The organism is Succinivibrio dextrinosolvens (assembly GCF_900116345.1).
In the GTDB taxonomy this organism is placed as follows: Bacteria; Pseudomonadota; Gammaproteobacteria; order Enterobacterales; family Succinivibrionaceae; genus Succinivibrio; species Succinivibrio dextrinosolvens_B.
Genome location: NZ_FPAH01000006.1, coordinates 58,040 through 82,464, shown reverse-complemented (window position 1 = coordinate 82,464; position 24,425 = coordinate 58,040). Strand labels below are relative to the sequence as shown.

Annotated in this window: 21 protein-coding genes; 14 read left to right on the top strand and 7 right to left on the bottom strand. The window is 39.5% G+C overall.

All coding sequences use genetic code 11. The features are described from left to right. The first annotated feature begins 8 nt into the window (after window positions 1-8). From BM308_RS03285 to BM308_RS03240, 10 genes are all read left to right on the top strand, one after another. Window positions 9-545, top strand: coding sequence for an OmpH/Skp family outer membrane protein (locus BM308_RS03285; protein ID WP_074942863.1), 537 nt, complete (start codon window positions 9-11; stop codon window positions 543-545). A gap of 22 nt (window positions 546-567) precedes the next feature. Next, on the top strand, window positions 568-1,599 hold the full coding sequence (gene lpxD / locus BM308_RS03280) for a UDP-3-O-(3-hydroxymyristoyl)glucosamine N-acyltransferase (RefSeq protein ID WP_074942862.1): 1,032 nt from the start codon (window positions 568-570) through the stop codon (window positions 1,597-1,599). A gap of 26 nt (window positions 1,600-1,625) precedes the next feature. Next, on the top strand, window positions 1,626-2,081 hold the full coding sequence (gene fabZ, locus BM308_RS03275; RefSeq protein ID WP_074942888.1) for a 3-hydroxyacyl-ACP dehydratase FabZ: 456 nt from the start codon (window positions 1,626-1,628) through the stop codon (window positions 2,079-2,081). Window positions 2,082-2,102: 21 nt separating this feature from the next. Next, window positions 2,103-2,891 (top strand): acyl-ACP--UDP-N-acetylglucosamine O-acyltransferase, encoded by a 789-nt coding sequence (lpxA, locus tag BM308_RS03270; protein WP_074942861.1) that lies wholly within the window; start codon window positions 2,103-2,105, stop codon window positions 2,889-2,891. Then, window positions 2,891-4,189 carry a lipid-A-disaccharide synthase gene (lpxB, locus tag BM308_RS03265; protein WP_074942860.1) on the top strand — a complete coding sequence of 433 codons (1,299 nt, stop codon included), beginning with the start codon at window positions 2,891-2,893 and terminating at the stop codon, window positions 4,187-4,189. The genes lpxA and lpxB overlap by 1 nt, the downstream gene beginning before the upstream one ends. A 14-nt stretch (window positions 4,190-4,203) precedes the next feature. After that, a complete protein-coding gene (gene rnhB / locus BM308_RS03260) occupies window positions 4,204-4,851 on the top strand; it encodes a ribonuclease HII (RefSeq protein ID WP_074942859.1) in 648 nt (215 codons plus the stop codon). A 91-nt stretch (window positions 4,852-4,942) separates the two neighbouring features. Further along, the gene (gene accA / locus BM308_RS03255; RefSeq protein WP_074942858.1) at window positions 4,943-5,899 is read left to right on the top strand and encodes an acetyl-CoA carboxylase carboxyl transferase subunit alpha; all 957 of its coding nucleotides are present in this window, start codon (window positions 4,943-4,945) and stop codon (window positions 5,897-5,899) included. Further along, a complete protein-coding gene (tilS, locus tag BM308_RS03250; protein WP_074942857.1) occupies window positions 5,893-7,224 on the top strand; it encodes a tRNA lysidine(34) synthetase TilS in 1,332 nt (443 codons plus the stop codon). The genes accA and tilS overlap by 7 nt, the downstream gene beginning before the upstream one ends. 311 nt (window positions 7,225-7,535) lie before the next feature. Then, window positions 7,536-8,552 (top strand): galactose ABC transporter substrate-binding protein, encoded by a 1,017-nt coding sequence (locus BM308_RS03245; RefSeq protein WP_074942856.1) that lies wholly within the window; start codon window positions 7,536-7,538, stop codon window positions 8,550-8,552. 18 nt (window positions 8,553-8,570) lie between these two features. Continuing rightward, complete coding sequence (locus BM308_RS03240; RefSeq protein WP_074942855.1) at window positions 8,571-9,590, top strand: galactose ABC transporter substrate-binding protein; 1,020 nt, start codon at window positions 8,571-8,573, stop codon at window positions 9,588-9,590. 95 nt (window positions 9,591-9,685) lie between these two features. Here BM308_RS03240 and BM308_RS03235 read toward each other — a convergent pair whose 3' ends face one another. Further along, on the bottom strand, window positions 9,686-11,017 hold the full coding sequence (locus BM308_RS03235; protein WP_074942854.1) for an O-acetylhomoserine aminocarboxypropyltransferase/cysteine synthase family protein: 1,332 nt from the start codon (window positions 11,015-11,017) through the stop codon (window positions 9,686-9,688). A gap of 507 nt (window positions 11,018-11,524) precedes the next feature. Next, on the bottom strand, window positions 11,525-11,761 hold the full coding sequence (locus BM308_RS03230; protein WP_074942853.1) for a hypothetical protein: 237 nt from the start codon (window positions 11,759-11,761) through the stop codon (window positions 11,525-11,527). 471 nt (window positions 11,762-12,232) lie between these two features. Here BM308_RS03230 and BM308_RS03225 point away from each other — a divergent pair, with 471 nt between their 5' ends. From BM308_RS03225 to BM308_RS03220, 3 genes are all read left to right on the top strand, one after another. Further along, window positions 12,233-12,811, top strand: a complete 579-nt coding sequence (locus BM308_RS03225; RefSeq protein ID WP_074942852.1) for a superoxide dismutase — start codon at window positions 12,233-12,235, stop codon at window positions 12,809-12,811. A gap of 857 nt (window positions 12,812-13,668) precedes the next feature. Then, window positions 13,669-13,818, top strand: coding sequence for a hypothetical protein (locus BM308_RS13310; protein WP_177214408.1), 150 nt, complete (start codon window positions 13,669-13,671; stop codon window positions 13,816-13,818). A 418-nt stretch (window positions 13,819-14,236) separates the two neighbouring features. Further along, the gene (locus BM308_RS03220) at window positions 14,237-16,405 is read left to right on the top strand and encodes a TaqI-like C-terminal specificity domain-containing protein (RefSeq protein WP_074942851.1); all 2,169 of its coding nucleotides are present in this window, start codon (window positions 14,237-14,239) and stop codon (window positions 16,403-16,405) included. A gap of 53 nt (window positions 16,406-16,458) precedes the next feature. On the opposite strand, the gene BM308_RS03215 is transcribed toward BM308_RS03220, so the two are convergent. Beyond that, window positions 16,459-17,538 (bottom strand): S1C family serine protease, encoded by a 1,080-nt coding sequence (locus BM308_RS03215; protein ID WP_074942850.1) that lies wholly within the window; start codon window positions 17,536-17,538, stop codon window positions 16,459-16,461. Window positions 17,539-17,790: 252 nt separating this feature from the next. Between BM308_RS03215 and BM308_RS03210 the strand changes: the two genes are divergently transcribed. After that, the gene (locus BM308_RS03210) at window positions 17,791-18,468 is read left to right on the top strand and encodes an alpha/beta hydrolase (RefSeq protein ID WP_074942849.1); all 678 of its coding nucleotides are present in this window, start codon (window positions 17,791-17,793) and stop codon (window positions 18,466-18,468) included. An 18-nt stretch (window positions 18,469-18,486) separates the two neighbouring features. Here the strand turns inward: BM308_RS03210 and BM308_RS03205 are convergent, their stop codons facing one another. The 4 genes from BM308_RS03205 to BM308_RS03190 all read right to left on the bottom strand — a co-directional run bounded on the left by BM308_RS03205 (window position 18,487) and on the right by BM308_RS03190 (window position 24,422). Then, entirely contained in the window at window positions 18,487-18,831 is a 345-nt protein-coding gene (locus BM308_RS03205; RefSeq protein WP_074942848.1) for a phenylpyruvate tautomerase MIF-related protein, read from the bottom strand. A gap of 85 nt (window positions 18,832-18,916) precedes the next feature. Beyond that, window positions 18,917-19,372 (bottom strand): Hsp20 family protein, encoded by a 456-nt coding sequence (locus BM308_RS03200; protein WP_074942847.1) that lies wholly within the window; start codon window positions 19,370-19,372, stop codon window positions 18,917-18,919. A 508-nt stretch (window positions 19,373-19,880) separates the two neighbouring features. Beyond that, window positions 19,881-22,820 (bottom strand): UvrD-helicase domain-containing protein, encoded by a 2,940-nt coding sequence (locus BM308_RS03195; RefSeq protein WP_177214407.1) that lies wholly within the window; start codon window positions 22,818-22,820, stop codon window positions 19,881-19,883. Between the two features lie 201 nt (window positions 22,821-23,021). After that, window positions 23,022-24,422 carry a DegQ family serine endoprotease gene (locus BM308_RS03190; protein ID WP_074942845.1) on the bottom strand — a complete coding sequence of 467 codons (1,401 nt, stop codon included), beginning with the start codon at window positions 24,420-24,422 and terminating at the stop codon, window positions 23,022-23,024. Window positions 24,423-24,425: the final 3 nt, after the last annotated feature.

The window sequence follows — 24,425 nt, the reverse complement described above, 5'->3', positions numbered from 1 at the left end:
TTATTAAGATGTTAAAAAAACTAGCAATTGCTACTGCACTTACATTTGCGCTAACTCAGGTTTCATTTGCTGAAGATAAGGCTCCAGCTGCAGCCGATGCTCACAATTTTTCAATCGCCGTAGTAAATGTTCCACTAATCATGTCAGAGCTTCCTCAGGCTAAGATTGAAGCAGAGAAATTACAGAAAGAGTTTGGCCCAAGAAAGGCTGAATTAGATAAGATTCAGGAGCAGGGCGTAAAGCTAGAGCAGGAATTAAAGACAGCTAAAGAATCAAGAGCTACTGAAATTCACCGTAAGCTGGCTTCACTAAAATCAGATTTTGATCTTAAGGCTCAGGCTTTACAGGAAGATTCACAGAAGAAACAGAGAGAGGCTGAGGTTCAGTTAGGCCGTATTGTTCAGGAAGCTATTGACCGTATTGCTAAAGAGCGCGGTATTGATTTAGTTGTTCGCGGCGAAACTGTTGTATACGCAACAGATGCTGTGAATATTTCTAAGGAAGTTATTGAGCGCGCTTCAAAGTTAAAGCCAGTAAAGAAATAATAATTAATAAATAGGTTTCCTAATGTTATTAAAAGATATCGCTGATAAGATTGGCGCACAGATTATTGGAGATGGCAACATCGACATTAAGTCTGTAGCCAACCTGAAGACAGCAAAAGAAGATGAAATCAGTTTTCTCTCAGATCCAAAGTATAGAGCGGTTCTGTCAGAGAGCAACGCTGGCGCTGTAATCCTTAAACAGGCTGATGTTGAACATGCCAAGGGTGCAGCTCTGGTTTTAGATGATCCTTATGTTGGATTTGCCAAGGTTGCCCAGCTTCTGGATTCAACTCCTGCTGTTTATGAAGGAATCCATCCTACTGCAGTAGTAGATGCCACTGCAGTGCTTGGTCAGAATGTTTCATTAGGACCTGGTGTTAATGTACAGAAAGGTGCCGTTATCGGTAACAATGTACAGCTTGGTGCCAATGTTGTAATCGGACCAAACGCCAAGATTGGTGATAATACCAAGATTTATCCGAATGTAAGTGTATATCATGACTGTCAGATAGGCTCAAACTGTCTGATTCAGTCAGGAGCCGTTATTGGTTCTGACGGTTTTGGATACGCTAATGAGCGCGGAGAGTGGATCAAGATCCCTCAGACCGGTAGAGTTATCATCGGTAACCGTGTTGAAATCGGCGCCTGCACCTGTATCGACAGAGGCGCAATTGATGATACTGTTATTGCTGATAATGTAATCATTGATAACCTGTGTCAGATTGCCCATAACGACAGAATCGGCTATGGAACTGCAATTGCAGGTCAGACTACTGTTGCCGGCTCTGTAACTATCGGTAAATACTGCATTATCGGCGGAACCTCTGTAATCAATGGTCATATTGAACTGTGTGACGGTGTGACCCTGACAGGCAGTACAGCCTGCATGAGAGGCATAGATAAGCCTGGTGTATATTCATCAGTTATTCCTGCAACTTCCAACAAGGAATGGCGTCTGAATACATCAAGATTTTTGCATATCAATGATATGTACCATAGAATCGCAGCTCTTGAGGCTAAATTAAAGGCCTTAACTGAACAAGAAGAAAAATAAAGTTATTGGGGGAAAAAGTGACTGATATCGTTGAAAGTGCACATACCTTAAATGTAGAAGAGATCATGAATCTGTTACCACACAGATATCCATTCCTGATGATTGACAGAGTTCTTGACTATTCTATCGATGGTGAAAGAAAGACTCTTAAGGCAGTAAAGAATGTTTCATTTAATGAGCCATTCTTTCAGGGCCACTTCCCTGGTAAGCCAATTCTTCCTGGAGTTCTGATCCTAGAAGCTATGGCTCAGGCTACCGGTATTCTTGCTTTTACTATGGTTGGCAAGCCAAAAGATGGTGAATTATATTATTTCGCTGCAATTGACAATGCTCGTTTCAAGCGCCCTGTAGTACCAGGTGATCAGCTGATTCTTGACGTTGAGTACTTCAAGGAGAGACGTGGTATTGCTTCATTCAGCGGTGTTGCTACTGTTGATGGAAAGGTGGTTTGTACTGCAGACCTGATGTGTGCAAGACACTAATTTTTAATAAGGTGTATTACATTGACTGAATCAACTGGAATTATTGATCCAAGCGCTAAAATTGGTCCAGATGTAGTTTTAGGTAAAAATGTAACTATACGTGAAAATGTAATCATTGAAGGTAATGTTACCATTGGTGATGATTGTATTTTCGAGCCTTTTTCTATTATCAGAGGTCCAACCACTATTGGAAAGGGTAATCATTTTTACCAGTTCTGTTCCATCGGTGAAGGCTGTCAGGATCTTAAGTATGCAGGTGAGCCAACAACTCTGACCATTGGTGACAATAATGTCATCAGAGAGCATGTTTCAATGCACAGAGGTACAGTTCAGGGAAATGGAACTACTACTGTAGGCTCCAATAACCTGTTCATGATCAATACTCACATTGCCCATGACTGTGTGATTGGAGACAACTGTATCTTCTCAAACAATGCCACTCTTGCAGGTCACGTAGTGATCGACGACTGGGTTGTTTTTGGTGGTCTGGCTGCTATTCATCAGTTCGGCAGAGTAGGCTGTCACGCCATGGTAGGCGGTATGGCTGCACTGAATATGGATGTCCCTCCATATGTTATGGCTGCAGGTCACTATGCTAAGCCTTTCGGCATCAATAAGCGCGGACTTCAGAGACGAGGCTTCTCTGATGAGGCAATTTCAGCAATCTTCAAGTCATATATGCTTCTGTACAAGAAACATCTTCCTCTTGAAGAGGCAATTGTTGAGATTGAGAAAATTGCAGAAGAGTTTGCAGAAGTAAAACCTCTTGTCGACTTCCTGAAGGATCATGGTAGAGGAATCGTTCGCTAATGCCTGTAAGTGAGAATCCACATCTGTATGCACTCTTAGCCGGAGAAAGCTCCGGCGATACTCTTGGTGCCGGTCTTATGATGGCAATCAAGCGCAGAGACCCAGATGCCCAGTTTATCGGTATTGGCGGCCCTAAGATGATTCATCAGGGGCTGGTAACCTCTGCTGATATGTCTGAGCTGTCTGTGATGGGCTTCTTTGAGGTTCTCTCCAAGCTTCCTAAGATTCTGAGCATCAGAAAAAAGATCATCGGGATTCTGCTAAAGGCTAAGCCTTGTATTTTCATTGGTATTGACCTTCCTGATTTTAACCTGCATGTTGAGATGAAATTAAAACAGGCAGGTATTCCAACGGTTCATTACGTCAGTCCATCCGTGTGGGCATGGCGCGAGAAGCGTGTGGATAAAATCAAGAAAGCCTGTGATGAGATTCTTGCTCTGCTTCCTTTTGAAAAGACCTGGTATGCACAGAGAAACATGGCCTGTACCTATGTCGGTCATACTCTGGCAAACTCAATTCCTCTTGAGATTGATCCTAAAGTCTGTCGCGAAAGGATCTGTCTGCAGAAAACCAGTGTTGAGCCTGTAAAAGATAAGGTAATGGCGATCCTCCCTGGATCACGCAGGGGCATGATTTCAAGAATGCTGCCTATTTATGCTCACACTGCAAGAATAATCAAGAAGAAGCTTCCTGATACCGTATTTATCTGTACGGTGCCTAATTATTCTCTGGCAAGTCTTGTAAAGGATATCTGGCTTGAAGTAGCTCCTGATTTATCCATTACCGTTTATGTGGGTAATACTCAGGATGCAATTGCATCTGCAGATGCTGTACTTCTGACCTGCGGTACCATTGCACTTGAAACTATGCTGCTGAAGACTCCTTTTACCGTTGCGTACAAGGTAAGTTCCTTATCAGCTCTTATTGCTAAAAAACTTCTGAAAATCGATGTGTTTTCACTGCCTAACCTGATTGCAGGTCGTAAGGTGGTAAAGGAGTTTATCCAGGACGAGTGTACTCCTCAGGCTCTTGCTGAAGAGATGTACAAGCTTCTGGTTTACGATAACATCCTGATGAAGAAAGAATTTGAAAATATCCATCAGAGTATGCGCTGCAATTCTGATGAACTGGCCTGTGATGCCGTTTTCAAAATCATCAATCGTGCCTACGACTCCACTCCAAATCTTGAGAGTGTAGCTTCAATGCAGGCCCCTGAATATTCTGCTCCTGAGAATACAGAGAATCTTAAGACAGACAATTCTGAGTCTGTGGAAAAATCTGAACTTAAATCAGAATAAGAAGTTCCTTTCTAATGGCTAAAATCGTATTAGAACCTTTTGTTTATCCTGTCGATCCTGCAGTATTCAAAGTCTGCGGGGTTGATGAGGCCGGTCGTGGTCCTCTGATGGGAAATGTTGTAGCTGCCTGTGTGGTGCTTGATCCTGATAACCCTATTGAAGGCCTGAATGATTCCAAACAGCTATCCGAGAAAAAGCGTGATGCGCTGGAGCCTCTGATTAAGGAAAGAGCTCTGGCCTACGGCATAGGACAGTGTACTCCTTTGGAAATTGATTCGATGAACATCCTCAATGCCGCTCTGGAGGCAATGCGCAGAGCCTATGAGAATATGGCCCTAAAGTGTGATCTGATGCTGGTTGACGGCAATAAGGTTCCTCGCAATATGGGAATAGATACTCTGGCAGTGGTAAAGGGAGATGCCCGCGTAGCTGAGATTGCTGCGGCCTCTATCCTTGCCAAGGTTGAGCGAGACCGACAGATGTATGATCTTGACAAAAAATATCCTGAGTATCTGTTTGCAAAACACAAGGGCTATCCAACCAAAGCTCATCTGGAGCTTTTAGAAAAGCTGCCGCTTCTGGACTGCTACCGCAAAAGCTATGGTCCGGTTAAGAAAATCCTGATGGCAAACAACGGTCTGGACGAATTTTCTCTTGATTGATCTGTATCAATATTTTGAGCAAAACGTTTTTTGTAGTAAAATTAACAATCAGTCTATCTGAATAGTACCCAATGAGGTTAACTTCGTAGTGATGAACATTAATTATTTAGAGTTTGAGCAGCCAATTGCTGATCTGCTGGCTCACATTGAAGAGTTAAAGCGTTTAAGCTCAGACTCAAGCTCAAGTGTTGATTTAACAACTGAATTAAATCAGTTAGAGAAAAAGAATCTTGAATTAACAAAGAAGATTTTCTCTTCTTTATCCGACTGGCAGATTTCTCAGCTGTCACGTCATCCAATGCGTCCATATACCATGGATTACATTGATAGAATCTTTACTGACTATCATGAGCTTGCAGGTGACCGTGCCTTTGCGGATGATAAGGCTATCATCGGTGGTCTTGCACGTCTGAACGGTCAGAGTGTTATGGTAATCGGTCATCAGAAGGGCCGTGATATCAAGGAGCGTACTCTTCGCAATTTCGGTATGCCTCGTCCTGAGGGCTATCGTAAGGCAATGAGACTGATGAAACTTGCAGAGAAGTTCAACATCCCTGTAATTACCTTCATTGATACTCCAGGTGCATATCCAGGCGTTGGTGCTGAGGAACGTTCACAGGCAGGTGCAATTGCAGAAAGCTTAAAGCTTATGGCTGATCTTAAGGTTCCTGTAATCTGTACTGTTATCGGTGAGGGTGGTTCTGGCGGTGCTCTGGCTATCGGTGTCGGTGACAGAGTTAACATGCTTCAGTACTCAACCTATTCAGTTATCTCTCCTGAGGGCTGTGCTTCTATCCTATGGAAGTCTGCTGACAAGGCTTCATTAGCTGCAGAAGCTATGAATATCACTGCTCACAGAATTAAAGATCTGGGTTTAATTGATAACATTGTAACCGAGCCTTTAGGCGGCGCTCACCGTAATTACGATGAAGTTGCTGAAAGTCTGAAGCAGCGTCTTGAGGCTGATTTGTCAGATCTGCAGAATCTACCTGCAGAAAGTCTTTTAGAGCAGCGTTACGCACGTTTAATGAAGTACGGATATTGTTAAAAGAAAAAGCCGAGCAGGTTGTAACTGAACTTGCTCAGAAAATCATTTCTTCAATCGGTCCATCCAAACTAGTCGTAGGACTATCTGGCGGGGCCGATTCTACTTTAGTTCTCCTGATAGCCAAACGAGTTACAGAACTTGATCAAAGGTATTCTGCCTTAGCTGTTCATTGCATTCATGGTCTTGATGCGGATGATCCTGTATGGTTCAATCACTGTCATAAGCTTTGTGAGAGTGTCGGCGTGGAAATCAGAACTCCTAAGCTTAATATTGTCTACGGCAACGGACGTTCTCCTGAAGAGGTATCGAGAGCCGAGCGCTACAGAGCTCTTTTAGATAATCTAGATGAGCATAGTGCGCTGCTGCTGGGACATCAGGCTGATGATCAGATTGAGAGTTTTCTTCTGGCCTTAAAGCGCGGTTCCGGTCCTTATGGCCTGTCAGGCATGAGATTTATGGTTCATGATGACAGAGGGTCCCTGATAAGACCTCTATTGGAGCTTCATAAGTCTGAGATCATTGATATCATTGAATCTTTAGGCTTCTCCCATGTCTTTGATATCTCAAACACCTACATGAAGTTTGAAAGAAATTTCATTCGTCTGAAGGTGCTGCCTCTTATGCGTGAAAGATTCCCTGGAATTGACAAGGCTATCTTAAGAAGCTCTAAGCTTTGCGCCTCTGAGCATGATTTAGCCATGCGTTATGCGAAAGATGCATATGAGCGCGCTTTTGACAGGGAGAGACTTAGACTTGATATCTCAAAGCTTGATGTCAGCGATGAATCTCTGATGCTGAGTGTTCTTAGACTGTTCCTGTATGAAAAGCTGGTGATGACTCCTGATTACAATGCGGTTCTGGATGCTCTTAATCTCTGTAGGATTTCTCCAGATCAGTGTACAGTGATCCCTCTTGAAGACGGCTATGAGGTAAGACGCTTCCGAAACTATCTCTATATTGTTAAGCCTTCTGTATGCAATGCCCACGGACAGTTTGAGCTTGAGGCAGGGCAGAATCTTAGACTTGATGATTTTCTCTATTCATTAGAGCCTTGTGAGGACGGATTTGCCTGTGACAGAGTGGTTCTTGATTTTGAGTATACCGGTTCAATGAAACTGCATCCTAAGAAGAGAGTTCACAGCCGAGAAATCAAAAAGTTATTCACAGAGTACAGTGTTCCTTCTTGGGAAAGAGACTCCATCTGTCTTGTAAGAGCTAAGAATACCAATACTGTGCTTGGCCTGGGGGCACTCTTTGTAACTAAAGAAGGTGCGCTGGAGAATAGTTCAGCTTTAAGATATCGTCTGAAAATCGAGAGGGCATAAAAAAAGACCCAACGTTTTTAACGCTGGGCTTTAGGAAATATATTATGAAAAAGTCATCAGCCATTGCCATAAAAACATCTAACTGATATTACTTAGAGCGGTGGTTTTAAGAAAAGTTCAAAAAAAATTCAAAAAAATTTAAATTATTTTTATCTTTATGATTTTTAAAGAGAAAAATCTATAAAAAACTCTGAACCAATTCTAATCATCACAAAAACTGATCCTTCATCACAAATTTCCTTTGTTTTTTTTATTTAGCTTCAGAATTCTTTCCCATAATAGAAATATGGGATTGGTTTTGGTGAGCTTTTATGAAAAGATTTCTTAAAGTAATAGTTTTACTGTTTCTTTTTTGTTCCGGTTCTGTTTTTGCCAAAGAGGAAATTAAGATTTTCTTCTATAACATCAATTCTGGATTTATGTCTCATGTTCAGAACACCATGCAGAAAATGGCAAAACAGCGTGGTTATAAGATTAAGTCTTATGATGCCAAGTCTGATGCAAAAAAACAGTACGAGCAGCTTAAAAAGCATATATCCATTGGTGATATGGTGGTAATCAGTGTCTCTGATGAGGAATATCTGCCCAAGATGATACAGGAAGCCTCTGATCATGATGCAAAGGTTGTACTGTTCGGAAGCTCTCCTACCGCAAATATTGCTTCTTCCTATGATAAGGCCTGGTATGTCGGCTTTGAAATGTTTGACTCCGCCCACAAGCAGTATTCCATGATTAAGAAATACCTCAATGAATTTCCTGAATACAACAGAAATAAAAATGGTTCTCTTGATGTGGTTTTTCTGCAGGGCAGGGAAAAGGAGTATTCAACTCACGTCAGAACACAGGTAATTCTCGAGAACCTTGAAAGGTACGGGGTTAAGATTAACCCTCTTTCCTATAATTTTGACAATTACAGCTTTTCTGAGGCTTATGAAGATTTAAAGAATCAGATTAATAAATATGGAATAGAAAACATTGAGATGGTGATTGCCAATAATGATTCCATGGCCCTTGGTGCTATTAAGGCCTTAAATGAGAAAAAATATAATATGCCTTACTCATTATTCAGCGGTCACAATTATATACCGGTATTTGGCATAGATGGCATTACTGAGGCTCTAAAGAGTGTAGATTCCGGTATGCTTACAGGAACAGCAATTGCTGATTACTCTGCTCTGTCCAGAGTAATTATGCTGATATTTGAAAGTTCCTCAGATGAGGATTTCGAGAAAATAGTCTGGTACAAAGTAGATAACCGATCTATTTTTATTCCATATAGAGCATTTTCGAAAATTAAAGTCTATAATGCACAGTCACTAACGAAATAGCATATATACGGTTTTTTTATGAGAAGAATCTTTCAGCTTGCACTGAGCTTTCTTTTAATTATTCAGATCCAGTCGGTTGTAGCCTCTGACGATATTTATTCCTTTTATTATAATGGTGAGTCTGAATTTATTCGCAGATTCAATGCTTCTCTTAAGGCTTATGCCAGAACCAGAGATGCCGATCTTACACTCTTTGATGCCAAGAACAGTTCTTCATTGCAGTTAAATCAGGTTTACTCAAGCATATCATCAAAAGATCCTCTGATCATAAATCTTGTAGATCCTAAGATGTCGCCGGAGATCATTTATCACGCCAAGTCCTACCATAACCGTATTGTCTTTTTTAATCGAAAGCCTGCCGATATGGCTTTAAAGAATTACGACCATGTCTGGTATGTTGGTACCAATTCCTCTGCTGCTGGCAGATATCAGTTTGAGATTATCGAGGATTATCTCAAATCAGCAAAGGGCTATGACAGAAATAAAAACGGTGTTCTGGATATCGTTATTCTGCAGGGAGAAAAAGACCATTCCGATACTGAGGGCAGAACCGGACAGATTTTAAAGTGTCTTGATGATGCCAAAATCAAATACAGCATTGTTTCTCAGAATTTTGACAACTGGAACTCTACAGCTGCCTTTAATGATGTCAAAGATCAGGTTAAGAGAGTAGGTATCAGGAACATTGACATGATTATTGCGAACAATGATGCAATGGCAGTGGGGGCTGTTGATTATCTGAATACCGAAGGCTATAACCTTGGCAAAGAATCTAAGAATAAAACAAAATATATTCCAGTATTCGGAGTTGACGGAATTCCGGATGCGATTGAGTACATAAGACAGGACAGGATGGCAGGAACAGTCTTTGCTGATTTTTCTGCTCTGGCAAAGGTCTGTATAGACATTGCTCTTGAGGATTCAGAGGATGATTCGGAGCTTACACGTAAGGTCTGGTATAAGGTTACAGACAGACAGGTCTCAATTCCTTTTGTGAAATACGCAAGCTTCAAGACTTATGCCAAGAGATACCGTTAAGAGTCCTTTACGTTGTTATTTTCTGTTTTTCTCATGATGAAGCAAAAATCGCCCAGTGGGCGATTTTTTGTTTAACACGAGGAGTTGCCTTTTTTTTAAGAGGCTTTTTGAAGATTTCCGTCCTTATCGTTCGAATTATCTGAACTCTTCAGTACCTCTTTAAACGCATTATCCAGATCTTCGATAATGTCATCAATGTTCTCGGTACCGATGGATAGTCTGATGGTGCTCTGGAAGATTCCCTGATCAGCAAGCTCACTATCTAATAGCTGTGAGTGAGTGGTGGTTGCAGGGTGAATCACCAGACTCTTAACATCAGCAACATTAGCCAGAAGAGAGAAGATCTTAAGTGAATCAATAAACTTGTGAGCCTCTCTCTGACCTCCCTTGATATCAAAGGTAAATATTGAACCGCCACCGTTAGGGAAGTATCTCTTGTACAGTTCATGCTGAGGATGATCCTCTAATGATGGATGATTTACCTTCTTAACCTGAGGGTGATTCTTCAGGAACTCAATAACCTTCTGTGTATTCTGTGCATGACGCTCGATGCGCAGTGACAAGGTTTCAACTCCCTGAAGCAGCAGGAAGGCATTGAATGGAGAGATTGTGGCTCCGGTATCACGCAGCAGAATTGCTCTTAGGTAAACAGCAAAAGCTGCTGGACCAACTGCGTCCACAAAGGAGATCCCATGGTAGCTTGGGTTACTTTTGGCGATATGTGGGAATTTATCACTGGACAGCCAGTCGAATTTACCTGAATCAACAATCACACCTCCAAGAGTGGTTCCATGACCGCCTATGAACTTGGTGGCAGAATGTACTACGATATCTGCGCCATGTTCTATTGGTCTTAGCTGGAATGGTGTAGCAAAGGTGTTATCTACAACCAGCGGGATGCTGTTCTGATGTGCAATTTCAGAGAGGGCTTCAATATCCGGTATATCTGAGTTTGGATTACCTAAAGTCTCAATATAGATTGCTCTGGTGTTCTCCTGAATTGCAGCTTCAACTTCTTCCTGATTATGAATATCCACGAAAGTGGTGGTGATTCCATATAAAGGAAGTGTGTGTGCTAAAAGATTATAGGAACCTCCGTAGATGGATTTCTGGGCCACAATATGACCGCCATTGGCACCTAGAGCCTGAATAACGTACGATATTGCTGCGGCACCGGATGCAACTGCCAGTGCTGCGACACCACCTTCAAGAGCAGCAAGTCTCTTCTCTAATACATCCTGGGTTGAATTGGTCAGTCTGCCGTAAATATTTCCTGCATCTCTAAGACCGAATCTGTCGGCTGCGTGCTGTGAGTTATGGAATACGTAGGAGGTTGTCTGGTAAATAGGCACTGCTCTTGAGTCTGTTGCCTTGTCTGCTTCTTCCTGACCAACGTGTAACTGTAAAGTTTCGAATTTATATGCCATTTTATTTGCCTCTTAATGTGAATTTTTGTTACTGAATAAAAAAAACGAAAAATAAATAAATTAAATTAAAAATATAACTAAATTCACATTCGACAGCTGTAATATAAATATTTACGCATACTAACTTCTCCTTACCTAGATGCTAAATCATCTTGTATGATTAAATATTAAGATTATTATGGTTTAATATCAACAAGTTAGTAATACTATATTTTTATGCTCTGTTATAAGTTTTAACTATAGGTGACTTGTATATTTGTATTCTGATTGAAATATTCAGGTGGACATAAGCCGCTAACGCAGAACTTGGATTGTTTACAAAGAGAATAATAATGGAAAATAGGCAATGTTAAATTTGCACTGTTCTTTAGGGAAAATTTTGTAGAACTTAGGCAAATGGCTTAGATAAGCCATTTGTATGAGGAAATTATCAGACTCAGAATAAAACTGGGGTTTCGTTAAGAGCTGAGTAACCTTTAAGGAGATATATTATGAAAAACTGTTTTATTAGACTTCTTCCATTACGCTCTTGATTAAGCCTAATGGGCTCTTGTCCTTGTAGGAAATCTCGTGAAGCTTGCATGCGTTCTTTGCGCTTACGAACTGAACGGTCTGGTTCTCAGTATCCAGTTTGATTTCGATCTGTGAGCAGGTAGCAATGCTGAAGATTTTGTTTAAAGGTGCCAGCATCTGCTTTATATCATTCATTTGGTCTAATTTTAGATTATCAATAAACTCTGTCATTTTATCATCCTGTGTATTCATTCTTAATTCGCTTAGTTATTCTTAATCGTTCTCTTATTATTTTTGATTCTGCATAACCGGGAAAGATTGTTCTCGGAATTTTTATGTCAAATCTAAAGCGCAAGAATTATACCAAAATTCTTTGAAAGTGATCACATTAATTCTTTGTATAATATATTATTTTCCTTATCTTTATGAATTTCAATGATAAAAAGTTGCATATCAGATTTAATGACATATTTCAAGATATAGTCAGCAGTTGTTGCGTTATATGAAAATATTTATATTATCTGTTGCTATTTTTTATTTGAAAAAAAGAAAAAATACAGAAAAACTCAAAAAGATAGTAAATAACGTGCCCTCTGTATAAAAAAGAAAATCTGCCAACACTTTAAGTTTGATTTTCCCTGATCCATAACATAACCTTAAAACTGTTATGACAACAAAAAAATAAACATAAGGAGTCAATTTATGGCTGATTTTACTTTACCACCTCTGCCTTATTCCAAGAATGCATTAGAAGGCTTTCTTTCCGAGCAGACACTTACTTTTCATCATGACAAGCACTTAAATGCCTATGTTGAAACCTCCAACAAACTGAAGAAGGGCACTTCTTTTGAGAATGAATCACTTGAGACCATTATTAAAAAGGCTCAGCCTGGTCCTCTGTTCAATAACGCAGCTCAGGTTTTCAATCATACCTTCTACTTCAACTGTCTGTGTGCAGAGAGCAAGAAACCATCATCTAATCTAATGGCTTTAATTGAAAAAAGCTTCACCTCCTATGAGGATTTTCTAGATCTCTTTAAATCTTCTGCTGTTGGCAACTTTGGGTCCGGCTGGACCTGGCTGTGTGCTTCTAACGGCACATTAGAGATTATCAACACCTCAAATGCCGCCAACCCTCTGACAATGGGCAAAACACCTATTCTGTGCGTGGATGTATGGGAGCATGCCTATTACCTTGATTATCAGAACAGAAGGGCAGATTACCTTAAGGATTTTGTAAATCACATCAACTGGGATTTCGTAGAATCAAATCTTCCTTAGTAACCTGTTGATAATACATAAAAAAATACCCAGTGAATTCTAGCTCACTGGGTTTATGTATTCGGGACATAAAAATGAAGAAAGCTGAAGAAATACTTTCTCCATGTAATATATTAGATTATCTCGCCTCAAAAAAGTTCATATTTTGTATAATTTTACACAAAATTTTTTTAACTCTTTGATAAACCACAATATTTTGTTATATTTTTTAGTTTAAAATTGAATAATAAAATTAACTGCTTGCAATCTAATAAAAAATAAGTTAGCATATACTAACACGAGTTACCTAATACTAATGAAGGTTAGTATGGCAAGCAAATGACTCGTTTGCATGTGTTCTAAATAAGGTGGTACATAACCTTTAAAGCGGTTTTGAGATTCTTCTTGAAACCGCATTTTTTTTCTCTTTAGAATCCAGTTGGCCCCGGCAATAGGCTGGTTGTATCTTTGTTTCCTGAATTCTATTTTCTTTTAATTCTTTTATTAAACTGCTTTTTCTTGAGATCTGTGAATAAAATGTTTTATTATGCGACGTAGTTGTAATTTGTGTAAAACAATTAGTTTTTTTTCATTCATTCTATGAACTAATATCGAAATACAGCTTTCTTTTTTTTCACTGTCAAAATTGCGTTTTTTTTCTGGATATAAATAGAGAGTAAGGTTGCAGACTCCATTGTGGCTTTAGTGCTTCTGGAGTTTTGTAAATCATATGTCTGGCAGGGATTGTAAACAGACAGCCTAGGAATCATACATGAATCTGTTGTTTAAAGAAATAATTTCTGAGCAGCAACAGGAAAAGCTTTTGGTAGTTTAGTCCTGATGGTAACGCTGATGCAAAATGTGAATTTACGCTGAATATGGACGAAAATGGGGGCCTTCAGCTTACAATTGATGTAAATCAGAAATGTAAGCAGCTGATTGTCAATGGTCAGGAATTTGAAACCGATCCAGAGTCGGTTATAAGACAAAAAACTTTCCTGTTCTATTTATTCGACGGAATTAGATAGACTGGCAGGTCTTGATCTTAATAAATTCGATGATACCAAAATAAATGAAGCTCTTGGTAAGACTGGTGCTTATGAAGGTCAGAATAAAAATGTACTTTTAAATGCACGTAAAGAAATACAGTCTGAAATGAGAATTCAGTCTATCATGAAGGCAGAAATGGAAGTTGATATCAAGTCACCTAATCCAAATGCCATAAATTAGCAAATTAATTTAAAAGATCGCTCTCTTCTGATCAGGACAGGGGGGGCGATTTTTTTTGAAAAAAATATCTCTGATAAAAATCAAAGCTACTCTTCAATTGTTCTACTCTGAACTTTTCTATACAGCTCAGATCCGCTAGAATTAGCGTATCTTTTTTTTGTTTGTTCCCAGTTAAGATTCAGACAGATAATAAAACATAATTTTTGCGGATAATTCATGAAATACATTTCGGTAAAACAGGCTTCAGTAAAATTCGGCATCTCAGAGGAACAAACCTTAGCTCTGTGTGAACAGGGAAAATTCAGATACGCTCAGAATGTTGACGATTTCTGGATTATTCCTGAAAGTGCCAAACTTCCAGGCCAGAAAACCAGAAGAAAGGTGCGTGATCTGAGCAACTATCTGACCCTGTCTCAGGCCTGTGCGGAGCTGTCTGTATCCGTTGCTACCGGCTATAACTGGATCAAGCTTAACAAGCTGGTACCGGATCATATTGAGAACAAGAAGAATTACTTTACCGCAAGCTATATCAGCAGACTGAAAAAGGAAATCAAATCCGGTAAGAATCTTTCATTGAAGAGTCGCAGAAACAAGAAGTTCATCAGCGGTTCATACATCTACAATTCCTATGTATCAAAGGACAGCAGCTCCATTGAGATTATTGCTAAACTTTTAGAGAATGTTGACTCTCACAAACTGGATATTGATACTGATCATCTGAGAATGATCATGGCGGAAACCGCTCTGTCTCTAATTGTTAAAAGACTTAAGCTTAGATATGTTCCTCCTTATCTGCCATCCTTCTTTGAAGGTAAGCTCAAGCTGGGCTGCTATGAGAGACTGATTGGTGAACTTGTCGGCTCCCGTTCTAAAATCAGAAAGCTTATTGATAAGTATGGCTATCTTCTGAATCTGAATTTTGATTATCAGGAAAATGAGGATACCTTGGGCCTTGTCTATATTTCCTGTCGAAATATCGAAAACAGAAAGGCTACCGGAACCTATTACACTCCAGCCAAGGTTGTGGATAAGATTGTAAATATAGTGCTGTCCTCAGAGTCCTATCATAAGGGGGATAATCTTTTAGATCCCTGCTGCGGTACCGGTAACTTCCTTTTAAAGCTGCCATCAGAGGTAAAGGTTGAGAACATTTATGGCAATGACATTGATGATATTGCAGTAACTCTTACCAGAATCAATCTTGCGTTAAAGTACCGACTTGATAACACGGATATTCTTTACAAGAACATCACTAACAGTGATTATCTGACAGAATTCAACAACCCTAAGATTACTCATATTCTGGGAAATCCTCCTTGGGGCTATGCCTATACCAGCGAGGATAAGAATGTCTTAAAGCATCTATTCTCCTCAGCTCAGGGCTCAACCATCGAGTCCTATGACGTGTTCCTGGAGAAATCCATAATGCACGCCAAAAACAAGGGAACAATAACCTTTGTGCTGCCAGAGGCGATACTTAATGTAAAGACTCATCATCCGGTACGAGAGAAGCTTATTGAGAATACCTCAATTCTTTCTCTAAACTATCTGGGTAATGCCTTTGACAAGGTTCAGTGTCCTTGTATCATTATGCAGCTTGAAAAGACATCCAAGCCTATCTCCTGCATCAATATGAAGGTTTCTGACGGTCAGAGAAACTTTGTGATTAGAAAGGAGCGCTATGTCGATCCTCAGTATCTGAATTTCAAGACCGACGATGATGAAGAGCAGATCCTCTCAAAGATTTTCTCTCTTGATAACCTCAGATTCCTAAAGGATAACGCGCAGTTTGCCCTGGGAATTGTTACCGGTAATAACAACCTGTATATCTCAAGCAGAAAATCTTCAGATAACGAGGTTATTCTGAAGGGCTCAGATGTATTCAAATACCGTATTGATCTGCCAAAACGCTTTATTACCTTCAATCCTGAGCATTTCCAGCAGGTGGCTCCTGAATCCATGTACAGAGCTAAGGAAAAGCTTATCTACAGATTCATCAGCAAGCATCTAGTGTTTGCCTATGATGATAAGCAGACTCTGTCTTTAAACAGCAGTAACATTGTTATTCCTCAGATTGAAGGTCTGAGCATCAAGTATATTCTGAGTATTCTCAATTCATCTATTGCTCAGTTTATCTATGACAAGCGCTTTAATTCAGTAAAGGTGCTTAGAGCCCACATTGAGAGTATTCCTATTCCGATGATTTCCCATGCGGAGCAGGAACCTTTCATAAGGCTGGTGGAAGAGATTATGGCCTGTAGGAATAAAGCTAAGGTTGAGTCTTTATACAGAAATCTAGATGCGATTATCTTTTCGCTGTTTAATCTTGATGAGGAGCAGAAGGCTCTGATTCTTGATGCCTGTGATATGACCAAGTTTCTATAGTATATCCGCTCGTCAGCTCTGTTGTATGGTCTACAGCAGAGCAACTCGATACTCTAGTCGATAGAAGTACTGTCTTCTGTGAGCGTAATGGTCTCGGTCTTGGTCTCATTGTTACGGAGAACCTCAAAAGACAGGGTTCTTCCTGGTTTGGACTGGGAAATCAGATCGATTAGCTGTCGTACATCCTCTATTTCAATTCCATCAACTTTCTTGATCACGTCGCCGATTTTCAGTACTCCAAAGGCTGGTCCTTCAGGATCGATGAATCCCACAGTAACACCTGAGGACTGTTCAAGAGAACTTACCTCGGCATCAGAGATTCCAAGATATCCTCTTTCAACCTTGCCGTGAGCAAGAATCTCATCTACCACCTTGGTAACCATAGATGTTGGAACAGCAAAGCCGATACCGTAAGTGTTTTCTGAATTGAAGGATGCGGTGTTAATACCGATTAAAAGTCCCTGAGAGTTAATCAGTGCTCCTCCGGAATTACCCTGATTGATAGGAGCATCGGTCTGAATTAACTCCTGAACGCCCTGACGGATATTCATCTGATCTTTTGTCAGAAGACCTGATCCTGAGCGCGAAAGGGCAGAAACGATGCCATGGGTTACTGTCTGACCAAGATTGTTTGGATTACCAATGGCCAGAACAATATCGCCAACCTTCGGATCTTTTTTTACTTTATTGATAGGAGGTAGATCGCTGGTTTCAACCTTGAGTACTGCGAGATCGGTTCGTCTGTCTGTTCCTACCACAAAAGCCTTGAAGATTTTTCCGTCACGGGTCTGTGCCCAGATGCCATTATCCGGTTCATTACCTGCGGTAACCACATGATAGTTGGTTACGATAATACCGTTTTTGTAGTAGACCACTCCTGAGGCTGAGGTAATTATATTGTCGGTATCCGGTTTGGTGTAGTCGTCGTTAAGATGTGCCACATAGATATTCATAACTGAAGGTGCAGCTCTGCCCACAGCGTACGAATAGCTTTCTACTGAAACTCCGCTTGAATAGATGATATCTCCAAGCTTCTTTCCTGTTGAAGGATGAATAATCAGAACTACAGAACCTATGATAAGACCTGTGATTACAGGAATAAGAAAAGGTAATAGCTTTTTATTGATTTTCATAAATATGCTCCTCAACTATGCAGGAGGGAGTGGATTATTATTTTTGGGATTACTATTTAATTTTAGAGGATTTTTTTCTTTTGTTAGAATATTAGCAAAAAAAATCTGAGAAATATTAAATAATTGCAAAAAGAAGGTTATTTTTGTGCGTTTTTTGTAGGTAATCTAGCAAAAAGCAGAGAAATCGGTTCGATAAAGTATAGCTGAGTAACTTCTTTTTTCTGGTTTTGAAAAGCGTTAGCGGAGGACCGCATGAAGAGAGAGGATTTTGAGATTGAAAATACAGTTGTTACCTTATTCTGTGCTGAAAAGGCAGATGCGCCTCTTGTAATCTTTAACACCTTTGACTCTGACGGTTCGCAGATTATGGAACTGCTGTCTTCCATGAATGTTCCTGCCTTTAATTTTCTGAATATAAGAGTTAATGACTGGAATCACAACCTGTCTCCATGGATCTGTCCGTCGCTTTATCACAGCGAACCTCCTTTTGACGGTGGTGCTGATGATTTTCTCTCTCTAATAGAAAATACAATAATTCCCAAGGCGTTGTCTAGCATAAAAGGAACTCCTGCCTATATGGCTATAAGTGGATATTCTCTGGCAGGTCTGTTTGGCCTATATGCTATATGTAAAACCGATATCTTTGACAGGGTGGCAAGCATGTCAGGCTCATTGTGGTTTCCGGATTTTGTGGAATTTTTCAAGACAAATAATCCTAAAAGGAAACCTTCAAAAATATATTTGTCTCTAGGTGATAAGGAAAGCTCTGCCAGAAACAGTTACTTAAGAACTGTGAAAGATAAGACACTAGAGCTTTATGAGGTTCTGAAAGGGCAGGGAATAAACAGTGTTTTTGAGAGTAATCCTGGCAATCACTTTTTTGAGACCGATAAGCGCTGTGCCAAAGGAATTGCCTGGATTCTTAAGTAGTAGCTTTTCTGAACTGAATTAGAACAGCTGTCCGTTCCATCCCCATTCGTTAATGGACTGGAAGGTTACATATACCTTGTCAGAAGGTGTTCCCAGAGTCTTCTGAAGACAATCACAGATACGCTGAGTGATGGCGTTGTATGCATCGCGGTTGGCACTTCCAAACTGCTGTACTGAAATCATGGCACCGTTATCAAGTCTGCTCTCGCCTAGCCAGAGATTATAGCTAGCTTCAATTCCTACCATGATAAAGCCTGCAGGCTTGTGCAGTTCATCCTTGATGATTGCGGTAAGCTCTTTCTGTAGTGCTGTCTTTTCTGAATCGGAAAGGTCTTTTGAAATTCTTGCTTGTACGAAAGGCATAGATACTCCTTATTTTTTAATAAAAAAAATCTGCAGATAGCTAATAAGATACTACCTGCAGATTCCATGATCAATTATGAGTTAACTAATGAATGGTGATAGCAGTCTTTTTCTGTTCCTGTTTCTGTTTGTTAATTCTGATATCAAGTTCTCCTCCTGCAAATGCAGCGTTGATTTCTTTTGGATCTGCATCGTTAAAGTGCAGAGTTCTCTGGTATACACCTGAGCTGCGTTCTTTGATGATGTAACCTTCAGCATCTTTCTTTTCTTTCTCTGTGTGATGCTCTGCCTTAATCATCAGATTGCCTTCATCAAAATCAAGTTTGATATCCTCTTTCTTTACACCAGGCATATCAGCCTTGATCTGGTAGTGGTCGCCGCAGTCCTGTACGTCTAATCTGATGTTCTCCTCTGTCATCTGAGGGAATATGTTTTCAAAGTCGGTTAATGGTCTTGAGAAAAGATCAAAGATTGTTGGCATACCATAATTGTGACGATTCATATTCTGATGACGATTTTCGTATCTTGCTAAAGCGTTCATAATAAATCTCCTTAAGGTAAGAACCTTTCATATTTTCCTTTCACTTCTATACGTAAGGTCTTTTTTTCAGATTTAAAGAGAAATGAGTTTTGTTCTCAACAAGGAGAAAAAGGCTTTAAAAAGCTTTTTTTGTCCCCATGTAAGAGATGATATGCTCGCCTTTTTTTTCTTATGAGGAAAGGGTAGAGGAAACTATCTTTTGATGATTTACTTCTATAATTTTGAATAAGAGGCAGGAATTGCTCATCGGAGATAGGGTATGAATGGAAATCTTGATTTTCTTATTGAGATAATTTTAGTTATCCTATTAGTCTATATTGCATACAAGATTTTCACTATTCCGATTAGCATTGCAAAATGCCGACATCTTTCATCTAATGATGTATGCCTGATTCGTATACTTACGTGGTGTGGGCTCTTATGTGGAATTACCTGGTTTATCGCTTTTGTTATAGCGTTGACATTTTCTCGAAAAGATTGAGATTCCCTTCTTCTTTATAATTAGCTGTTATTTTCTACTTCTTTTAAGCTCCCTTGTGTTATTGCAGCTATCCTTATCAAGTCCGTAGCCTCTGCATCCCCAGAATTTGCTGCCGTTTTTATTATTTGTTCGTAAAACCATTTCTCTTCCGCATCGTTCACAGATTTGAATTGTGTTCTGGCAACGTGGATTCATACATTTACTCTCTGTTTTCTCATCTAACATAGGAGAGCCACATTTTGGGCAGATTCTTGGTCTGATTCTACACATTCCAGAATTGCATACATAGAATTCACCGTATTTTCCATGTATAAGCTGAAAATATCCATTTTTACAGCAAGGACATTTAAATATACTTCGATTTTCTGAATCGAAACCTTTTGATCTAATGTCTATGTCGTAATTAGGTGATAGTAGTTCTTCAACAAATGATGACGGCTGTTTATCCAGAGCAAAGAGATAAGTATGTTTTCTTGCACGAGTAAGCGCTACATAGAATAATCTTCTTTCCTCAGAGTAGGGATATGTATCTGTTGTCGGTAATAGAGCCTCAACAACCTTTTCATCCTGTTCTTCTGCAGGAAAGGATCTTACACCTCTGCTCTGTAGTCCAATAATAAAGGTATAATCCGCCTCTAAGCCTTTTGAGCCATGAAAAGTCCAATAGTTTATTTTTACATTCAGATGATTATTTCGTGTTTTATTTTCATAATCAAAATAGCTTTTGAATTCAGTTAAAAACTGGTTGTAGCGGGCCATTACTGCTATTGCGGCATTAGGAACTTTCTGATCTAAAGTAAGAATTGATTGTCGAACCTGATAAAACAAACTTTGGGGACTGTAGGGGGCGTTTGTCTCTTCTATATAGGAGAATAAATGGATCTTTGAATCTTCTGTCTTATCTGCCGTTTCAATTTTCTTTCTATATTGCTCGGGATTTTTCATAATAAAGTCTCCCGCTACATCGGCAATATTTCTTGGATAACGGAAGGTTTTATCCAATTTTGTCAAAGTGTTAGATCCAAAATATTCGGAGAATCTTGTTGTTAAGTCTAGTTTGCCCCCGTTAAATCTGTATATAGCCTGCCAGTCATCTCCAACCATGGTGCAGCTGACATCAGAATGTTGGGAGTAAATTGCCTTGATAAGCTCATAGCGTGCTCCAGAAATATCCTGAAATTCATCTATAAGAATGTATTTGTATGGCGGTTTCCATTCTCCTTTATTTATTAACTCAGTTGCAGTTAATATCATGTCATCAAAATCAATTTCATTGTTGTCTTTTAGGGTACGAACATAATCATCAACAAGATTTTGGATATATTCTGTTATGTTTTTTGCGAAGCTAAAACCAGCTGCTTTGAGTCTTTGGAGGATCTGTTCTCTGTTAAGATTCTCGACACGTATGGCCTTAAGACAGTTCAATAAGAGCTTATGTAGAGATGAGAATTGATTATTATTCAGTTTTTCGACAAAGAGATTCTTTATTTCTTCTTCTGATTTTTCTTTAAACTTAAAGCCAAGGTCTAGGAGTTTCTTCTCTAATTTGTCAAATAATGTATCCTCCTGCATTTCATACCAGTAAAGATCTATAAGGGTAGTTCCCATTTCTTTATGTAACTGGATCTTTTTTTGCATAAAGTCATTGTAATTTTCTTTATCAATGTCTTCTCGAGTATTACCTTTGCGGTCGATTCCGAAAAATTCAATATAGATATCATCTGTTAATTTGAAATCCGGACTATAGTCAAAGCTGTTTTCAATACGTCTCTTGAATACATAGGGAGCTTCATAGGTGTATGGAACTCCATGGAGGTAAAGCCAGTCTGCTATTCTTACTTCAGAATTACTCTTTACCAATTCATCATTGAGCGTTCTCATCGGTGAATTGTTATCCACAATTTCTATTCCATTTTTTTCTCGGACATGAAGGGCCTTGTAGAAAGAAAGATAATCTAAAGGATGTGCATAAAGAGAATTCTCCTCCCAGTTTTCTACCCACTGCCAGAGTTTTTTCTCATCTTCACTTAGCTTTGAGATGTGAACAGACTGTTTGCATTCGAGAAGAATTTTTCTTCCCAAAGCATGGAATGTTGATATTTGAGGTGTCTCTGTATTTATGCCAAGTATTTTTGCTCTTTCTTTAATTCTGTCCTGAAGTTCTTCTGCCGCATTTCTGTTATAGGAAAGTATCAACAGTTCATCACTTTTGATGTTAAGGAATTTCATCAAATAAAGAGCCTTTGCAACCATTACTGATGTTTTTCCTGTCCCTGCGGCTGCAAGGACCAGATTAAAGTCATTATTCCTGATTACGGCAAGCCTCTGTCTTTGTGTTAATGGATTTTTTTCTGCATTATCAAAGAAGCCCTTGTGTTTATACAGCATAGACTCTTCGTATTTTTCCCTGATTTGTTCTATAACATATGAATCATTTAATAAAGAGTCGTTTTTGCAGTAATCAAGTATTATTGAGAGGTATTTTTTTACTTCTTCTGGGATAGGTTCAGATTCTAGGAAATAATCTTTTTCGATTTGTTCGACGAGTGAGTCTTCTTTTTTATTTAATTCAGCTATGTTCTTTTTTAGCAGCTGGATATTGTTTTTAAGTTTATTTGCCTTTGAGTCACGGAGATACTCTTCTTTAAGAGTGTTTTGAATTATTGAGATTTCTTTTTTTATGCTATTAGAAAGATAATCGATAATAAACTCTTTAAGTTTCTGTTCACATCTTAGAGCATCACTTTTAACAATATAACCATATGTATAGAGGTGATCATCTATGCTGATCTGAAGTGTTGCGCTAAATACTCCATAGTCAAAAATAATGGAAGCGTTACTGCCTAATTTGTGCTGAATAACGTCTAACTTATAAAGACATAAAACATCGTCTATTGTTTTAAATGAAAGTGTTGCTTGACCAAGAATCCTTCCTAAAAAGGTTCTTCTCAGTTCATCTATAAGCATTATCTGTTTCATTTCTGAAAAGTTTTATATCCCTGGTAATTTTTTTTGTCTATTGCGGAGTGTTATTAAATAAATTGTAGTATAGAAAGATTCTTTCTTTGGCTAATTGCTATGAGAAATGAGGTAAATATAAGAAAAATGTTGTAAGCAACAAAAAAGCCGAATCTTTTGGATCCGGCTTTTGAGAATTGAGGATAGCTACTATCTTAAGGTAATGTACAGGATAGTTCCGTTACGATTGATCTTTATAGCGGAGATCTTTCCTTTTTCCTTATCAAGAGTAGTCTTTAAGTCGTGAAGAGTGTTGATATCGGTTCTGTTAACACCGATGATGATGTCACCCTTGCGCAGACCAAACATGCTTGCAACTGAGCCCTTGGCTACATCAGTAACCTCAACGCCACCCTTCTCAGAGTTAGCAAAGGATGCACCTGCAAAGGCAGGGGAGATTTCCTGTGAATCCTTGGCTGAAACCTTCTGAGTTGCATCAGAGCTTAGCTTAACCTTGATATCCTGATACTTGCCATCACGGAATACGGTAACGGTAATCTCATTGCCGGCTCTCTGAGTTGCAATTTCAGCTCTCAAAGCTGCAAAGGACTTAACCTTCTTGCCGTTAATAGCGGTGATGATATCACCTGACTTGATACCAGCCTTATCTGCGCCTGAATCCTTGATAACCTCGTTAACAAAGGCACCGGTTGACTGATCATAGCCGAAGCTGTTTGCAAGATCTGCATTAAGCTCTGTACCCTGAACACCAAGCAGACCACGCTTAACTTCACCGTACTTTAAGATCTGAGCGGTTACAGTCTTAACCATGTTTGCAGGGATTGCAAAGCCAATACCGATGTTGCCGCCTGATGGAGCCATAATAGCGGTATTGATACCAATCAGCTTGCCTGAAAGGTTGATTAAGGCACCGCCTGAGTTACCAGAGTTGATAGCTGCATCAGTCTGGATGAAGTTTTCGATATTCTCGATATTAAGGCCGGTTCTGCCTAAAGCTGAAACGATACCTGAGGTTACAGTCTGACCCAGACCGTATGGGTTACCGATGGCAATTGCAAAGTCACCAACCTCCAGCTCGTCTGAATCAGCCATATCAATCTGAGTCAGATTCTTTGCATTCTCAAGCTTTAATAACGCAAGATCGGTGTGGCTGTCACGGCCGATAAGTTTTGCTGTGAATTCACGGCTGTCAGACAGCTGAACCTTGATTTCATCAGCACCGTCGATAACGTGGTTGTTGGTTACAACAAGTGCTTCATCTGCATTGATGATTACACCAGAACCTAATGCTCTGAATTCTCTCTGCTGAGTTCTGCCGTCACCGAAGCCGAAAGCATCGCCCATTCCTGGGAACATGAACTTGAACTCATCAGGAATTGAGAATCCCTGAACATCTTTTTTACCTTTTACTGAAATATTAACAACACCAGGAAGTACTTGTTTTAGCATTGGAGCCAGGGATGGAGTGTCTCCCTTGGCTAGAAGATCTCCTAAAATTGGAGCTGAGGCATTTGCGGTGTTGATTGTTGAAAAGACTGCTGCCGATGATATAGCGATAATTGCGGTAGCGGTTCTTAGCTTATTTAGCATGTA

Coding starts and splice junctions, on each gene's coding strand:
- BM308_RS13310 (WP_177214408.1), top strand. CDS start 13,669: ATGGACGAAAATGGGGGCCTTCAGCTTACAATTGATGTAAATCAGAAA.
- BM308_RS03205 (WP_074942848.1), bottom strand. CDS start 18,831: ATGCCTTTCGTACAAGCAAGAATTTCAAAAGACCTTTCCGATTCAGAA.
- BM308_RS03235 (WP_074942854.1), bottom strand. CDS start 11,017: ATGGCATATAAATTCGAAACTTTACAGTTACACGTTGGTCAGGAAGAA.
- BM308_RS03285 (WP_074942863.1), top strand. CDS start 9: ATGTTAAAAAAACTAGCAATTGCTACTGCACTTACATTTGCGCTAACT.
- lpxD (WP_074942862.1), top strand. CDS start 568: ATGTTATTAAAAGATATCGCTGATAAGATTGGCGCACAGATTATTGGA.
- BM308_RS03210 (WP_074942849.1), top strand. CDS start 17,791: ATGAAGAGAGAGGATTTTGAGATTGAAAATACAGTTGTTACCTTATTC.
- BM308_RS03200 (WP_074942847.1), bottom strand. CDS start 19,372: ATGAACGCTTTAGCAAGATACGAAAATCGTCATCAGAATATGAATCGT.
- BM308_RS03240 (WP_074942855.1), top strand. CDS start 8,571: ATGAGAAGAATCTTTCAGCTTGCACTGAGCTTTCTTTTAATTATTCAG.
- BM308_RS03195 (WP_177214407.1), bottom strand. CDS start 22,820: ATGCTTATAGATGAACTGAGAAGAACCTTTTTAGGAAGGATTCTTGGT.
- accA (WP_074942858.1), top strand. CDS start 4,943: ATGAACATTAATTATTTAGAGTTTGAGCAGCCAATTGCTGATCTGCTG.
- lpxB (WP_074942860.1), top strand. CDS start 2,891: ATGCCTGTAAGTGAGAATCCACATCTGTATGCACTCTTAGCCGGAGAA.
- BM308_RS03245 (WP_074942856.1), top strand. CDS start 7,536: ATGAAAAGATTTCTTAAAGTAATAGTTTTACTGTTTCTTTTTTGTTCC.
- rnhB (WP_074942859.1), top strand. CDS start 4,204: ATGGCTAAAATCGTATTAGAACCTTTTGTTTATCCTGTCGATCCTGCA.
- BM308_RS03220 (WP_074942851.1), top strand. CDS start 14,237: ATGAAATACATTTCGGTAAAACAGGCTTCAGTAAAATTCGGCATCTCA.
- BM308_RS03230 (WP_074942853.1), bottom strand. CDS start 11,761: ATGACAGAGTTTATTGATAATCTAAAATTAGACCAAATGAATGATATA.
- BM308_RS03225 (WP_074942852.1), top strand. CDS start 12,233: ATGGCTGATTTTACTTTACCACCTCTGCCTTATTCCAAGAATGCATTA.
- BM308_RS03215 (WP_074942850.1), bottom strand. CDS start 17,538: ATGAAAATCAATAAAAAGCTATTACCTTTTCTTATTCCTGTAATCACA.
- BM308_RS03190 (WP_074942845.1), bottom strand. CDS start 24,422: ATGCTAAATAAGCTAAGAACCGCTACCGCAATTATCGCTATATCATCG.